The sequence below is a fragment of the Nonomuraea sp. WAC 01424 genome (assembly GCF_003947315.1).
Classification (GTDB): Bacteria; Actinomycetota; Actinomycetes; order Streptosporangiales; family Streptosporangiaceae; genus Nonomuraea; species Nonomuraea spiralis.
In genome coordinates this window covers 88,365-103,279 of the sequence record NZ_QHHZ01000003.1, presented here as the reverse complement: position 1 = coordinate 103,279, position 14,915 = coordinate 88,365, and the positions used below count along the sequence as shown (strand labels likewise).

Below are 14,915 nucleotides of genomic sequence, written 5' to 3'. Positions count from 1 at the left end.
ATCGCCTTTGCGGCATTGTGCCGGTAGTCGGGCCAAGGCTCGAAACATTTCGAAAGTTTGCGGCAGGAACACTTGAAGGAGTGCAGCTCATGACGGCTCTAGATCGGACACCGGCGGCGGATCGGGTCCTCGGTCCGTGGCTGGACCCGGCGCTTCCCGTGGCCGAGCGGGTCGAGGCCCTCCTTCAGGAGCTGACCCTGGAGGAGAAGGTCGCCCAGCTCGGCAGCCGATGGGTGGGCAACGACATGCGGCACGAGGAGGAGGCCCCCGCCCCCGACCCGGACGGCACCGGCACCCACAACGTCGCCCCGATGCAGGACGTGTTCGCCGCCTCGGGCACCGTCCCCTTGGGAGAGGCCGCCCGGCACGGGCTCGGCCACCTGACCCGCGTGTTCGGCAGTGTCCCGGTGACGGTGGCCGAGGGCGTCGCCGAGGTGGTACGCCTGCAACGCGAGGTCGTCGGCCTGTCCAGGTTCGGCATTCCCGCCCTCGTCCACGAGGAGTGCCTGACCGGTTTCACCACCTACGGCGCGACCGTCTACCCCGCGGCCATCGCCTGGGCCGCCACCTTCGACCCCGAGCTGGTCGAGCGCATGGCGGCGGCCATCGGGCGGGACATGCGCGCCGTGGGCGCCCATCAGGGCCTCTCCCCGGTGCTCGACGTGGTCCGCGACTACCGGTGGGGCCGGGTGGAGGAGACGATGGGCGAGGACCCGTACCTCGTCTCGATGCTCGGCGCCGCGTACGTGCGCGGCCTGGAGAGCGCCGGCGTGATCGCCACGCTCAAGCACTTCGCCGGCTACTCGGCCGCGCGGGCCGCCCGCAACCACGGCCCGGTCCCGATGGGCCGCCGCGAGCTGATGGACATGATCCTGCCGCCGTTCGAGGCGGCCATCACCCTCGGCGGCGCCCGCTCGGTGATGAACTCCTACTCCGACGTGGACGGCGTGCCCGCCGCCGTCGACTCCTGGCTGCTGACCGGCCTGCTGCGCGAGGAGTGGGGCTTCACCGGCACCGTCGTGTCCGACTACTGGGCGGTCCCGTTCCTGGCGACCATGCACCAGGTGGCCGCTGACCGCGCCGACGCCGGGGCGCAGGCGCTCGCCGCGGGCGTGGACGTCGAGCTGCCCGACACCCTCGGCTTCGGGCGGAACCTGGTGGAACGGGTGCGCGCGGGCGAGCTGCCCGAGTCGCTGATCGACCGCGCGGCACGCCGGCTGCTCACCCAGAAGGTGCAACTCGGGCTGCTCGACCCCGGCTGGACGCCGGAGGGCTCGGTGGCCGGGGCACAGGACGTCGAGCTGGACTCGGCGGCCAACCGGGCGCTGGCCCGCGAGCTGGCCGAACGCTCGATCGTGCTGCTCGACGCCGGTACCGCGCTGCCGCTGCGCGCCGGTCTGGGCCGGGTCGCCGTGGTCGGGCCGTGCGCCGACGACCCGCGCACGTTCATGGGCTGCTACGCCTTCCCCAACCACGTGTTGCCCCGCCACCCCGGGCTCGGGCTCGGCGTCGAGGCCCCGAGCCTGCTCGACGCGCTGCGCGCCGAGCTGCCCGAGGCGGAGATCGCGTACGAGCCGGGATGCGCGGTGCAGGGCGGCGACCGGACGGGGTTCGCCGCCGCCGCCGAGGCCGCACGCGGGGCCGACCTGTGCGTCGCGGTCGTGGGCGACCTGGCCGGGCTGTTCGGCCAGGGCACCTCGGGCGAGGGCTGCGACGCCGAGGACCTGCGGCTGCCCGGCGTCCAGGCCGACCTGCTGGCCGAGCTGTTCGCGACGGGCACGCCGGTCGTCGTAGTGGTCGTCTCGGGCCGCCCGTACGCGCTGGGCGAGGTGCACGCCGGGGCCGCCGGGCTGGTCCAGGCGTTCATGCCGGGGGAGGAGGGCGCCGGGGCGATCGCCGGTATACTGAGCGGTCGTGTCCAGCCTGGAGGCAAGCTTCCCGTGCAGATACCCCGCCATCCTGGCGGGCAGCCGGGCACCTACCTGCAGCCACCGCTCGGAGCCGACAGCAAGGGCATCAGCAACCTCGACCCCACCCCGCTGTTCCCCTTCGGGCACGGCCGCTCCTACACCACGTTCGACGTCGGCGACCTGCGTGTCAGCGCCGCCGAGGTGCCGACCGACGGCGAGTTCACCGTCTCGGTCCGCGTCGCCAACACCGGCGGCCGGGCCGGCGACGAGGTCGTGCAGCTCTACCTGCACGACGTCCTCGCCCAGGTCACCAGGCCGGTGAAGCAGCTCACCGGCTTCGCCAGGGTCCGCCTCGAACCCGGCGAGAGCAGGCGGGTCTCCTTCCTGGTGCACACCGACAGGACCGCCTTCACCGGGCGCGACCTGCGGCGCGTCGTGGAGCCGGGGGACATCGAGGTGCTGGTCGGCACGTCCGCCGCCGACCTGCCGTGCCGCGGCGTGGTCCGGCTGACCGGGCCGCTGCGGGCCGCCGGCACCGGCCGGCGGCTGGTCACACCCGTGGAGATGCGAGGAGGAACAGATGCCGGCTCCTAGGCGCGCCACGCTGGCCACCGTCGCGGCCTCGGCCGGCGTGTCCGTCGCCACCGTCTCCAAGGTGCTCAACGGCCGCAGCGACGTGGCCCCGGCGACCCGTTCGCTGGTGCAGTCGCTGCTCCAGCAGCACGAACACGTGCCCGCCACGCCGCGCCGCGCCGAGGCGGGCGGCCCCGCCACGATCGAGGTGCAGTTCGACGACGACCTCAACGCCTACTCCACGGAGATCATCCACGGCGCGATCGAGGCCGGCGACGAGCTTCGGACATCGGTCGTGGTCAGCATCAGGAAGAGCCACCAGCGCACCGGCGGCTGGGCGCGCGACCTGGTCGCCGCCGGCCGGCGGGCGCTCATCGTGGTGACCAGCGAGCTGACCGGCGCCCAGCTCGGGGCGCTGTCACGGGCCCGGCTGCCGCTGGTGGTGATCGACCCGCTCAACCTGCCGACCACCAGCGTGACCAGCGTCGGCTCGACCAACTTCGCCGGGGGCCTGACCGCCACCCAGCACCTGCTCTCCCTCGGCCACCGGCGCATCGCCTACATCGGCGGCCCCCCGAACTCGGCCTGCAACCAGGCCCGACTGCACGGCTACCGGGCGGCCATGGAGGCCGCGGGCGCGCCCGAGCCGCCCGGCTACGTCCGCGCCGCCCACTTCCACTACCAGGACGGCGTGGTCAACGGCGCGAGCGTGCTCGACCTGCCGCAGCCCCCGACCGCGATCTTCGCCGGCTGTGACGAGATCGCGCTCGGGGTCATGGAGGCCGCCAGGTCACGCGGCCTGCGCATCCCCGAGGACCTGAGCGTCGTCGGCTTCGACGACACCCAGATCGCGCGGATGGCCTCGCCGCAGCTGACCACCGTACGCCAGCCGCTGCGCGAGATGGGCCGGGCGGCCTTGCGTACCGCGCTGCGGCTGGCGGCGGGCGAGCGGATCGACTCCCACCACGTCGAGCTGGCAACCGAACTGGTGGTCCGCGGCTCCACCGCCCCGGCGGCCCCTACGGGAGACCGAAGGCCAGGAACACCGACCCGTACGGATTCGGGTACGGCGTGAAGGAGTACCCGGACTGGATGAACATCATGCCGTGCGCCACCACGGCGCCGCCGCCGCCCGAGCCCGCCCCGCCGCGCCCGGTCAGGCCGTTGACGCCCGCCACCTCCTGCATGGTGTCGTAGGCCCACACGACCTCGCCGGTGCGCGCCGAGTAGGCCCGCATCTTGCCGTCCATGCTGCCCTCCCACACCAGGCCGGGCGTGCTGGAGACGGCCGGGGTGTGGCCGAGGCGGCAGACGTTCGGGAACTGGGCCGCGCCGCCCGTGGTGCAGCCGTCGGCCGGGTTGGGCGTCTCCCAGAGCAGGTGCCCGGTCGCCGGGTCGAGGGCGAACAGGGTGCCCGGCTGGGCCATGTACGTGGCCACGTACAGGCGTTCGCCGTCGAAGGAGGTGCCCCACTGGACGCCGGACAGGCCGCCGCCGGGCATCGGCTTCGACAGTTGCCGCTGCCACACGATCTTCCCGGTACGGGCGTCGAGCACGTGGTACACGCCCGCCTTCTGCCCGATGCCGATCAGCGCCCGGCCGCCGGCCCTGAACACGTTGGGCGCGGCCCCGAGGTCGAAGTCGAGCGCGGTGCCGTCGGGGAGGTTGGGGCAGAACTCGCGGTCCTCCGGGGTGGGCAGCGAGCACTCCAGCCGCCAGGTGTCCACGTCGGTCATCCGCCGGGTCCAGCGCGGCCGGCCGGTGTCGATGTTCAGCGCGAGCACCGAGTCGTAGTGCCCGGCGCTGCCGGTGTAGTTCTGGCCGGTGCCGACGTACAGGGTGCGGGTGTACGGGTCGATGGCGGGCGAGCTCCACACGCCGCCGCCGGAGGGGGCGTACCGGGGGACGCCGTTGGGCCAGGTGCCGTCCTGGACGGCCTTCGGCACGGTGTTGAAACGCCAGACCGGGCGGCCGGTGTCGGCGTCCAGGGCGTCGAGGTGGCCGCGGAAGGTGCAGCAGGCGTGCTCCTTGCCGAGGATGTTCTCGCCGCTGGAGACGCCGACGTAGACGCGGTCGCCGAAGACCAGGGGCGAGCTGGTGACGATCGCCGTGATGGTGTCGTCCAGCCTGCGGGCCCAGGCCAGGCGGCCGGTGCGCTGGTCGACGGCGTAGAACCAGCCGCGTACGTCGCCGAAGTACACCTTGCCCCTGGCCACGGCCGGGCCGTCCTGGACCTGGGTGCGGCCGGTGCCGACGGTCGTCAGGTCGAACTCCCAGCGGGCGGCGCCGGTGGCGGCGTCCCTGGCGTACAGCTTGCCTTCCGGCGAGCCGAAGTACACCGTGTCGCCCACGACGGCGGGCTGGCTGCGCGGCGTGCCGGCCTCCTTGGGGTAGGCGAAGGCCCACTTCAGGGCCAGGCCGCCGACCGTACGCGGGTTGATCGCCCGCTCGGCCGCGTTGTGCCGCCAGCCGAGCGGGCTCTGCTGCCACATCGGCCAGTCGCCGCCGCCCCCGGACGCCGCCTGCGCGGGCACGGGGCCCACGAGCAGCGCGAGGCAGAGCGCGGTCAACAGACGGATCATGACGTCGCCTCCCTGTTCCAGAACGCGCACTGGTGCTGCCTGGCGATCTCCCGCGTCATCTGGCTGTCACCGGCCGGGGCCAGGGACATGACGGCGGGATCGGTACGGGTGTAGCGGGACCAGAGCGGCGTCCCGTCCGCGGTCGGGTCGCCGGTACGGGCGAAGCCCGTCCACTGGGCGACGAGCTGGGCGCCGAAGGAGCGCTGGTTGGCGTCCATGTCCTTGACGTCGGAGGACAGGAAGGGCACCTCGCTGACGTGGAAGGCGCCGTTCGGCTTGGTCTGGTCGAGGAAGAACAGCGGGGGCGCGTCGGTGTTGTCCACCTGGAAGGCGTACACCGGGAGGTGCGCGGCCAGCCGTTCGTCGTTGAGCAGCGCCGGGCAGACCGAGTTGCTGTCGGCCACGATCGTCCGGTACGCGATGAACGCCGCGGGCGCGGGGAACCTGGCCAGCGGGTAGCGGGCGAAGACCTCGGGGGCGAGGGACCCGTACTGCTGGCGGACCAGGGTCTCGTACTCATCCGGGGTGCCGGCGGAGGGGAGCTGGACCTCGTCGCGGCCCACGCCGTGCATGAGGGCCACCTTGTTGACCTTGCCCTTGGCGAACGCCCGCGACGGCGACATGGTCAGGATGCGGCCGTCCACGATGGGCGCGATCGTCCCGCGATCGGGGCCGAGGCCGTCGGAGGACTGGTCGAGCAGCGCCTTGACCGGTTCGGCCCGCAGGCACGCGCCCGGGTCGGCGGCCTGCTCGCAGCCGAGCGCGGCGGCGAACCTGGCGCCCTGCTCCTGCGCCTCGGACTGCGTGGGCAGGTCGGCCTTGCAGTCCTGCGGCTGCCAGAAGGTGTTCGCGCCGCGCAGCGAGTTGTACTCGCCGCTCTGCACGATCCCCTTCTCGAACAGGCCCTTGGCGGTCGGCGAGGCCGTGTGCGCGCAGACGCTCGAACCGCCCGCGCTGGCCCCGAAGATCGTCACGTTGCCGGGGTCGCCGCCGAAGCGGGCGATGTTGCGCCGCACCCAGCGCAGCGACTCCTGCTGGTCGGACAGGGCGTAGTTGCCGGCGTTCGGGCCGAACGCCCGGTGTGACAGGAACCCGAACACGCCGAGCCGGTAGCCCACGCCGACGTGCACCACGTTCCCGGCCTTGGCCAGGTAGGAGCCGTCGGAGGGGGAGCCGTACCGGAAGCCGCCGCCGTGGAACTCCACCATGACGGGCAGCTTCCGCGCCCCGGCGGGGGCGGCGACGTTGAGCTTCAGGCAGTCCTCGTCCTCGGAGGGGGAGCCGAGCAGCTCCGCCTGCGGGCACGGGCTGCCCCGCCCGGTCGTGGCCAGCACGCCGGTCCACGGCGTGTGCCGGCGCGCGGGCGTCCAGCGCAGTTCGCCGACCGGCGGGGCGGCGTAGGGAATGCCGAGCCAGGAGCGCAGGCCCTCGCCCACGATCCCGCACACCTGGCCCGTGTCGGTGGTGACGGTCGTGTCGGACGCGCAGGCGGGCGCGCTGCGCGGAGCCGCCAGCGAGGGCGGGGTGGTCAGGCCGAGCGCCGCTATCACGACGAGCGCGCTCAGCCCAGGTCGGAGCTTCATCATGCGCAAGTTCCCTCAGCAGATTTACTCGGGATCTTGCGCATCGTGTCAAGGCGAGTCAGCCGGATCAACCGCGGCCGTCATACCGGCCCACCATCACGCCCGTGTGATCACCGGGACCCGCGTGGCTAGCGGTCGCTCCACCTGATCTCGTACGGCTTGAGCGTCAGCTCCTTGCCGTCCACGGTCGTGGTGACCTGCTTGCCGGCCGTGTTGACCGCGAGGAGCTGCTGCGGCTGGGCCAGCACCCGCACCCGCGCGTCGGAGGAGGTGACCGGCACCAGCTCGGCGCCCGCCGGGAACCACCGGGTGAAGTTGCCCACCAGCTCCCCGGTCGGCATCAGCGCGCCCGTGCGCGGGTCCCACATGCAGGCCCGGCACTCGCCCTCCTTGGCCTGCGGGTTCCAGTACAGCGCGGTGCTCGCCCCGCTCTTGGCGAACTCCATCATCGAGGCGGCCTGCACCGCCAGGCGCTTGGGCTCGTCCCAGGTGGTGCCGTCCTCGGGCACGAAGTACCACTCCGACCACCACACCGGCAGGTCGCCGGACTTCTCGCGCAGCCACTTGGTGATCGCGCTGAACTTGGCCAGCGCGCCGAACGCGTCCGGCAGCAGCTCGTGGGTCTCGGTGGGGGAGGCGCCGTCCACGACGATGAAGTCGGCGCCCTTCTTGTTCTTGAACCAGTACTCGAAGGCGTCGAGGGCGTGCCGGCTGACCGCGCCCCACGGGCCGCGCAGCTCGGTGTCGCCGTCGCTGTCGCTGTCGAAGCCCAGGTACGGGCCGCCGATCTTGGCGTCCGGCCGGACCGCCTTCACCGCGTCGTACACCTTGTTGTACATCTCGGTGTAGCCCTTGTAGTCCGCGGGTTTCTTGTGGTCGCGCCAGAAGCCCTTGAACTCGTTCCAGACCATGAAGTACTTCACGTCCGGGTACCTGCGGGCCACGGCCGCCGCCAGCTTGGCGAAGTCGTCGAAGCGCTCCGGGTACGGCGCGTCCTCCAGGTGCTCCTTCCAGGCCGACTCCTCCGTCGGGCCCTCGGGGCCGCCCTTCATCCAGTCGGGGGCGCAGCACAGCGTGATGATCCCGGTGCCGCCGGACTCCCGCATGAAGGAGGTGCGGCTGTCGAGGTCCTCCCAGAAGTACTCGCCGCGGCGCGGTTCGGGGTTGAGCGCCCCGAAGCCCATGATGTGCTGGTTCTGCAACATCGGCGTCTCGGACAGCGCCCTGGCGACGTCCTGCTCGAAGCGCGGGCTGATGTTGTTGGCGCTGACGCCGGTGTGGGTGAGGCCCCAGCGCGGCCAGTCGGCGTCCACGGGCGGCGGCTTCTGGATCTTGGTGGTGGGGGCGGCCGGCGAGGACGCCTCGGGCGGCTGGGCCGCGCTGGTCTCCTGGCCGGCCGTGGCGCCGAGCGAGCAGCCCGCGGCGATCATCGCCATCGCGGCGAACCCCATGACCGAGGCGGCCAACCGGCCAGAACGGCGAACCGTCGTTCCCCCGCTTACTGTCGACACCTGAATCCCCACCCGGTCCTCAGCGCTTTTTGCCTTGAGCGTTCCATGCCCCCGCAAACGCGGCAAACCGGCGAGCAGGATTCACAGCCAAGCGTTACCAATGACGAACGCGGCGGCGCTCCCGGCGCCCCTGGCGCGCCGGAAGGCCACCGCGTCCGCGTCCCTAGCGGCCCTGCAGACCTCTGACGTTGTCCCCGAACGTCCAGCCCTTCGAGCCGTCCCAGTTGATCGACCAGGTCATCAGGCCCTTGAGCTGGCCGTTGAAGGCGTTCCAGCCCTGCGACACCAGCGAGGGGGCCATGTATCCGCCGCCGGCGCCGGGCTGCGCGGGCAGTCCGGGCACCTGCTTGTCGTAGGGAACCGTGATCGTGGTGCCCTGGATGGTCAGGCCGTTGTTCAGGCAGGTGGTCTGCACGGTGAAGCCCTGCACGGTGCCGGCGGAGTAGGAGTCGCCGGAGCAGCCGTACATGCTGCCGTTGTAGTACTGCATGTTCAGCCACCACAGGCGGCCGTTGTCGGCGTACTTCTTGATGATCGGCAGGTACGCGCCCCAGATCGAGCCGTACGTCACGCTGCCACCCGTCACGTACGCCGTCTCCGGCGCCATGGTCAGGCCGAACCCGGCCGGCATCTGGGCGAGCACGCCGTCGATGATCCGGATGAGGTTCGACTGCGAGGCGGAGAGCTGGGTGATGCTCCCGCCGCCGGTCAGGCCGGTCTCGATGTCGATGTCGATGCCGTCGAAGTTGTACTTCTTCAGGATCGGCACGACGGTCGCCACGAACCGGTCGGCGACGGTGCTGGAGCCGAGGTCGATGCCGGCCGCCGCGCCGCCGATGGACATCAGGATCGTCGCGCCCGCGGCCTTGGCCTGGCACATCTCGGCGGGGGTGGCGACCTTGACGGTGGCGTCCATGCCGTCCTCCCACAGCACGGTGCCGTCGGAGCGGATGACGGGGAACGCGGCGTTGATCACGTTGTAGCCGTGCTGCTTGATGCGCGGGTCGGTGATCGGGATCCAGCCGAGCGGCGGGTGCACGCCGTTGATCGCGCCGTCCCAGTTCTCCCAGTAACCCTGGATCACCTTGCCCGCCGGGCGCGGCTTGGTCGGGCAGGTGGTGTCGGTCGGCGTCACGGTCGGCGTCACCGTCGGGGTCACGGTGGGCGTGACGGTCGGCGTCACCGTCGGGGTCACCGTCGGGGTCACCGTCGGGGTCACGGTCGGGGTGACCGTGGGCGTGACGGTCGGGGTGATCGTGGGGGAGGGGCTGCCGCCGGGGCCGTCGAAGCTGACGTCGTCGGCGTAGTAGGTGCCCTGCCCGTACCAGCCGTGCAGGAAGATGACCGCGGTGTTCTGGTTCGCCGTGGTCGTGAACGACACGGTGAGCTGCGCGTACGCCGAGGCCGACGACGTCGTCGAGGAGGAGCCGCCGGTCACGCCGAGGTAGACGTAGCTGCCGCGCACCCACGCGCTCAGCGTGTACGTCGTGCTCGGCCGCACCGACACCGACTGGGTGCACTGCGCGGTGTCGGACCCGCTGGCCGCCGCGGCCAGCGCCTTGGTGCCGGAGTGGACCGGTGTGGACACCACGGACCCCAGCCCGCCGGTGCACGACCAGGGTGACAGGGACCCGGTCTCGAAGTCGGCATTGGTGAGGAGGTTGGCCGCCTGGGCGGAGGTCTGGACGACGAGGACGCCCAATGCCGCCAGGACCGAGGCCAGCAGCACGACGAGGAGACGGCGTGTTCGCTTCATGGTGGACAACCCTTTCGTCGCCCGAGCGCGGGCCCGCGACCAGCGGGTTCATCGGATTATGTAAAGAAACTTTAAAGTTGTCCACGGGGCTTCCATATCACTTGGGTCATATCGCGGACGTGCCGTCCGGGCCCCCGCGGACCCGGACGGCACGTCGGAACGGGCTCAGTTCACGTTGAGCGTGAACGTGCTCGTCGTGTTGCGGATGTCGGTGGCGTTGCCGCTCAGCCGCAGACCGTTGAACGTGGCCGACCCGATCGCCGGGCCCTGGCCGGGCTCGGGCAGCTCGTTGACCCAGATGCCGAAGCCCGACTTGGCGTCGAAGGCGTCACCGCTCCTGCGCGCTCCCGAGATCGACACGTCCGTGAAGACCGTGTCGGCGACCGGGTTCAGCGGCGTGCTCGGGCTGGAGTAGCCGGTCTGGAACATGATCCCGCTGTAGGTCGGGTCCACGATGTCCACGTCGTTCACCCGGATCGCGGTGAACTTCTTGGACGAGGAGAAGATCCACAATGCCGGGAACGTCTGCTGTCCCCAGAAGTGCCCGCCGGCGCGTACGAGCGAGATGTTCTCGAACTTCGTCTGCCCCGGACCGAAGTCCCGCATCGGGATGCCGAAGTCGAGCGAGCTGATCGTGATGCCCGAGTAGACCAGGGTGTCGGCGATGTAGGCGTTGCGGACCGTGTTGTTCTGGCCGCCGTACACCGCGACGCCCGCGGCCCGCCAGGTCAGCAGCGAGGTGATGTTCTCGAAGACGTTGCCCGACTGGTCGGCGTTGACGTTGTCGATCGCCGCGAACAGCGCGAAGCTGTCGTCTCCGGTGGCGCGGGTCTCGACGTCGGTGATCAGGTTGTCCGTGCTGCCGTTGGTGAAGTTCGCGCCGTCGGCGAAGGTGTTCCTGATCCGCGAGTTCTTGATCGTGACATGGTCGACGTTCGTGCCCCAGAACATGCAGATCTGGTGCTCGACCCAGATGTTGTCGATCGTCATGTTCGACACCTTCGACAGGTCGAAGATCTTGCCGGGGCCGTCGATGCGCGAGGTGTAGTTGCCGAAGTGGGCGAAACCGGCGAACGTCGAGCCGTTCGACGACGCCTCGGTGCGCCAGCCGACGTCGGTGCCGTCCTGGCCGGAGGGGGAGACGAACCTGGTGTACCAGGGGCCCGCGCCGACCACCTTGACGGCCTTGCCGTACACCTGGAACTTGCCCGTCGTCTGGTACGTGCCCGCGGGCAGGTAGACGCCGGTCAGGTTGCTGTCCTGGCGCGCCTTGTCCAGCGCGTTCTGCACGTCCTGCTGGGAGAACCCGGCCGGTACGGCGTAGTGCGCGGGGTCGGGGTTCCCGGCCGGCGAGACCTGCTCCAGGCTGACGAAGTCGACGGCGTACGTGGTGGTGTTGGCCGGGTCCTTCTGCAGCCTGATCCTGCTGCCCTTCGGGACGGTGGCGTCGAGCATGACGTTGGCCTCGTCGTAGATGTGCCGGGCCGGGCCGGCGCCGGGCGAGTTGCCGGGGCTCGCCTCCGCGCCGTACAGCCAGGCGTACTTCGAGGTCAGGTCGATGGCCTTGTGGAAGGCGCCGTTGATGTAGATGTTCAGGGTCGAGTTCGTCCCGCCGCCGCCCGGCGCGTCCGGGATGGAGAAGCGGGTGACCAGGGTGTTGGTGTCGGCCTTGGTGGTCCACTCGACGTAGGAGCCGTTCTGGTTCAGCGTCACCGCGCGGCGGCCCGACGCCTCGCCGGCCACCGTGCCGACGTCCCTGCTCGGGCCGACGACCTGCGCGCCGCCGCCGGTCACGCCGTCCTCGGCCTCGTAGGTGTCGTACGGCATGTTCGCCCCGCGGCCCACGAAGAGCTGCTGGGTGCTGGTGTTGTTGGCCTGCTTGACCGGCAGTTCGTTGGCGTCGTTCGCGATGACGGTCCTGACCGTGTACCTGCCGTTGGCGGCCGTCCACGTGCCCAGGGTGACCGGCGCGGCGGTGGCCCCGGGGGCGATCGCGCCGGTGTGGCTGCCGGTCAGGGTCCTGACGACCGTGCCGGCCTCGTTCGCGACGGTCAGCGTGACGCCGTGCGCGCCGGCGGCCGAGGCGACCGTGCCCTGGTTCCTGATCGCGACCGAGAACGTGACGGTGCTGCCGCCGGCCGGGTTGCCCGGCGTCCAGGACACCGGCGCGGCGACCAGGTCGGAGGTGTCCACCGGCTTGACGACCAGCGGCGACGCGCTGGTGAGGGAGTTGTTGGACTCGTTCTGCTCGATGACGGACCCGGCGTCGTCGGCCTTCGCGCTGACCGGGTAGCTGCCCGCGTCCCTGGTCCCGATGTTCGCGGTCACGGTCGCGGAGGCGCCGGCGGCCAGCGCGCCCACGTTCGCGGTGGCGACCTTGGCGGTGCCGAGGGAGAAGGCGACGTCGGTCGCGGCCGACGCGGCGTTGCCGGCGTTCCTGACCACGGCCGACAGCGTGACCGCGTCGCTCTCCACCGGCGCCTGCGGCGTCCAGGACAGCGAGGTGACGGTCAGGTCGGGGTTCGGCGCGGGCGCGCCGATCACCTGGAGCTCGGCGACCTGCCCCGCCGGGGCCCCGGTGTTGGCCGTGAACGACAACCGCACGTCGGCCACCCGCCCGCTGACCGGGACCGTCACCGTGTTGCCCGAGGCCGGGGCGAACGTGTACGGCGCAGAGGCGACCAGGCTCGTGAACCCCGAGGCGCCCTGCTCCCTGCCCAGCACCTGGAACGTCTGGGTACGGGTGCTCCACGCGGCCGCCGGGTCGAGCTTGACCACGACCGAGGACACATCGGCGTTCGCGCCGAGCTGGACGGTCAGCGTGTTCGGATAGCTGCCGCCCGCGCCCTCCCAGTACGTCGTCACGCTGTTGTCGTTGGCGTTCGCGGCGACGTAGGTGTGCACGTAGGAGGAGGCGGTGATCGGCTTGCCGGCGGCCAGGTTGGAGCCGGGGCCGCCGCTGCCGGTGCGGGTGACGGTGTTCTCGCCGGCGACTGGTTGCCCGCCGCGTCCCTGGCCTTGACGTAGTAGGCGACGGTGAGCGTGCCGGGCTGGTTGTCGGTGTAGGTCAGCACGTTCCCGGCGACGCTGCCGCGCAGGGTGTTGTTGGCGTAGACGTCGTAGCCGGTCACGCCGACGTCGTCGGTGGCGGCCGTCCAGGTCAGCTTGATCTGGCCGCTCGCGGGCTCGGTGTAGGCCAGGCCGCCGGGCGCGGTCGGCGCCTGGGTGTCGCCGGAGCCTGGGCCGTACACCTCGAACTCCGAGAGCTGGCCGGCGGGCCAGCCGGTGTTGGCGGTGACGGTCACCCGGATGTAGCGGACGGTCGCCGCGGTGAAGGTGATCGTGGCCGCCGGGGCGAACGTGCGGGTGGCCGAGGCCGAGAGCGTGGTGAGCGGGGGGTTGACGGTGCCGCCCTGCACGGTCAGCGTCTGTGTCCTGGACTCCCACGTGGAGGGGAGCTTCAGGACCAGCTCGTTCACGCTGACGGCCGAGCCGAGGTCCACCTGGATCCACTGGGGGAAGGCGTTGTTGGCGCTCTCCCAGTAGGTGGCCTGGTTGCCGTCGGTGGCGTTGCCGCCGCCGTACACGTCGGTGGTGCTGCTGACGGTGACCGGTTTGCCGGCCGCCAGGTTCGGGCCCGCGGCGGCGGCCGGCGGGGCGCTCCAGCCGATCACGGCCAGGGCGACGGCGATGGCCGCCGCGAGCGGTCGTAAGAGGGATGGCTTGCGCTTCATGGGGGGTGTCGCCTCTCGTCGGGCTGGGAGGGTTGCCCGCACCTTAAGTTGACACTTAGAAATCCGCAATGTTTCTACTTAGTTTCGCAAATAATCGACTGTCATGCGATATCCCGCCCGTTACGAAGGAACCAGGTCACAAGCCCTGCGTGCGCCGCAGATCGCGCAGAGTTCTCCTGCAAGGCTGGCCGCAAGCTGTTGCAAGTGTTTGCGGATCTGGTCGTATAGTTTGCGCATGACCCGACGACTCGGAGACGTGGCCAAGAAGGTCGGCATGAGCGAGGCGACCGTGAGCCGGGTGCTCAACGGCAAGCCCGGCGTGTCGGAGGCCACCAGGGAGGCCGTGCTGACGGCGCTCGACGTTCTCGGGTACGAGCGCCCGACCCGGCTCCGCGGCGACCGCGGCCAGCTGGTCGGCCTGGTGCTCCCCGAGCTGCAGAACCCGATCTTCCCCGCGTTCGCCGAGGTCGTCGGCGGCGCCCTGGCCCAGCAGGGGTTCACCTCCGTGTTGTGCACGCGCACGGTGGGCGGGGTCAGCGAGGCCGACTACGTGAGCCTCCTGCTGTCCCAGCAGGTCTCCGGCGTGGTCTTCGCCGGCGGCCACTACGCCCAGGCCGACGCCTCCCACGAGCACTACGAGCTGCTCTACGAACGCGGGCTGCCCACCGTCCTGGTCAACGCCGCCGTCGAGCACCTGGGCTTCCCGCAGGTGTCGGCCGACGACGTGGTGGCCGCCGAGATCGCGCTCGGCCACCTGCGCAGCCTCGGCCACGAACGGGTGGGCCTGGTGCTCGGGCCGCGCGACCACGTGCCGTCCAGGCGCAAGCTCGCCGCCGTGGCGGGGGTGGTCGATCCCGGCCTGGTCGAGCACAGCATGTACTCGCTGGAGGGCGGCCACGCCGCGGCCGCCAGGCTGGTCGCGAAGGGCGTCACCGGCATCGTGTGCGCCAGCGACCTCCTCGCGCTCGGCGCCGTACGGGCGGTGCGCCGGGCCGGGAAGTCGGTGCCCGAGGACGTCTCGGTGGTCGGGTTCGACGACTCGGCCCTGATGAACTGCACCGACCCGCCGCTGACCACCGTCCGCCAGCCGATCGACGCCATGGGCCGGGCCGCCGTCGACCTCCTCATCGCCCAGATCGACAAGCACGCGGTGCCCGCGGACGAGCTGCTGTTCGACCCGGAACTGGTGGTCAGAGCCTCGACGGGACGGGTGCGCGGCTCCTCCTGAAGAGCTCTTCCGGTGACCTAGTCGTTATCTTGCAACCC

Annotated in this window: 9 protein-coding genes; 3 read left to right on the top strand and 6 right to left on the bottom strand. The window is 71.3% G+C overall.

Translation table 11 applies throughout. From position 1 onward, the window contains the following. Nucleotides 1-89: 89 nt before the first annotated feature. The gene (locus DMB42_RS09830) at nucleotides 90-2,504 is read left to right on the top strand and encodes a glycoside hydrolase family 3 N-terminal domain-containing protein (protein WP_125632918.1); all 2,415 of its coding nucleotides are present in this window, start codon (nucleotides 90-92) and stop codon (nucleotides 2,502-2,504) included. Then, nucleotides 2,491-3,558 (top strand): LacI family DNA-binding transcriptional regulator, encoded by a 1,068-nt coding sequence (locus DMB42_RS09825; RefSeq protein ID WP_125632915.1) that lies wholly within the window; start codon nucleotides 2,491-2,493, stop codon nucleotides 3,556-3,558. Before DMB42_RS09830 ends, DMB42_RS09825 begins: the two co-directional genes overlap by 14 nt. Here DMB42_RS09825 and DMB42_RS09820 read toward each other — a convergent pair. From DMB42_RS09820 to DMB42_RS54150, 6 genes are all read right to left on the bottom strand, one after another. Continuing rightward, nucleotides 3,503-5,065 (bottom strand): PQQ-binding-like beta-propeller repeat protein, encoded by a 1,563-nt coding sequence (locus DMB42_RS09820; RefSeq protein WP_125632913.1) that lies wholly within the window; start codon nucleotides 5,063-5,065, stop codon nucleotides 3,503-3,505. The genes DMB42_RS09825 and DMB42_RS09820 overlap by 56 nt on opposite strands. After that, on the bottom strand, nucleotides 5,062-6,651 hold the full coding sequence (locus tag DMB42_RS09815; RefSeq protein ID WP_221762078.1) for a carboxylesterase/lipase family protein: 1,590 nt from the start codon (nucleotides 6,649-6,651) through the stop codon (nucleotides 5,062-5,064). The genes DMB42_RS09820 and DMB42_RS09815 overlap by 4 nt, the downstream gene beginning before the upstream one ends. A gap of 125 nt (nucleotides 6,652-6,776) precedes the next feature. Beyond that, nucleotides 6,777-8,114, bottom strand: coding sequence for a xylan 1,4-beta-xylosidase (locus DMB42_RS09810; RefSeq protein WP_125632911.1), 1,338 nt, complete (start codon nucleotides 8,112-8,114; stop codon nucleotides 6,777-6,779). Between the two features lie 208 nt (nucleotides 8,115-8,322). Next, a complete protein-coding gene (locus tag DMB42_RS09805) occupies nucleotides 8,323-9,915 on the bottom strand; it encodes a carbohydrate binding domain-containing protein (protein WP_125632909.1) in 1,593 nt (530 codons plus the stop codon). Nucleotides 9,916-10,080: 165 nt separating this feature from the next. After that, on the bottom strand, nucleotides 10,081-12,819 hold the full coding sequence (locus DMB42_RS09800; RefSeq protein WP_221762077.1) for a CARDB domain-containing protein: 2,739 nt from the start codon (nucleotides 12,817-12,819) through the stop codon (nucleotides 10,081-10,083). After that, complete coding sequence (locus DMB42_RS54150; RefSeq protein WP_221762076.1) at nucleotides 12,777-13,649, bottom strand: discoidin domain-containing protein; 873 nt, start codon at nucleotides 13,647-13,649, stop codon at nucleotides 12,777-12,779. Before DMB42_RS54150 ends, DMB42_RS09800 begins: the two co-directional genes overlap by 43 nt. 235 nt (nucleotides 13,650-13,884) lie before the next feature. Between DMB42_RS54150 and DMB42_RS09795 the strand changes: the two genes are divergently transcribed. After that, a complete protein-coding gene (locus DMB42_RS09795; RefSeq protein ID WP_125632907.1) occupies nucleotides 13,885-14,877 on the top strand; it encodes a LacI family DNA-binding transcriptional regulator in 993 nt (330 codons plus the stop codon). Nucleotides 14,878-14,915 lie beyond the last annotated feature (38 nt).

What these genes read in the sequence shown, in the direction of transcription:
- DMB42_RS09815 (WP_221762078.1), bottom strand. Translation starts at nt 6,651, where the DNA reads ATGATGAAGCTCCGACCTGGGCTGAGCGCGCTCGTCGTGATAGCGGCG.
- DMB42_RS09820 (WP_125632913.1), bottom strand. Translation starts at nt 5,065, where the DNA reads ATGATCCGTCTGTTGACCGCGCTCTGCCTCGCGCTGCTCGTGGGCCCC.
- DMB42_RS09805 (WP_125632909.1), bottom strand. Translation starts at nt 9,915, where the DNA reads ATGAAGCGAACACGCCGTCTCCTCGTCGTGCTGCTGGCCTCGGTCCTG.
- DMB42_RS09830 (WP_125632918.1), top strand. Translation starts at nt 90, where the DNA reads ATGACGGCTCTAGATCGGACACCGGCGGCGGATCGGGTCCTCGGTCCG.
- DMB42_RS54150 (WP_221762076.1), bottom strand. Translation starts at nt 13,649, where the DNA reads ATGAAGCGCAAGCCATCCCTCTTACGACCGCTCGCGGCGGCCATCGCC.
- DMB42_RS09825 (WP_125632915.1), top strand. Translation starts at nt 2,491, where the DNA reads ATGCCGGCTCCTAGGCGCGCCACGCTGGCCACCGTCGCGGCCTCGGCC.
- DMB42_RS09795 (WP_125632907.1), top strand. Translation starts at nt 13,885, where the DNA reads ATGACCCGACGACTCGGAGACGTGGCCAAGAAGGTCGGCATGAGCGAG.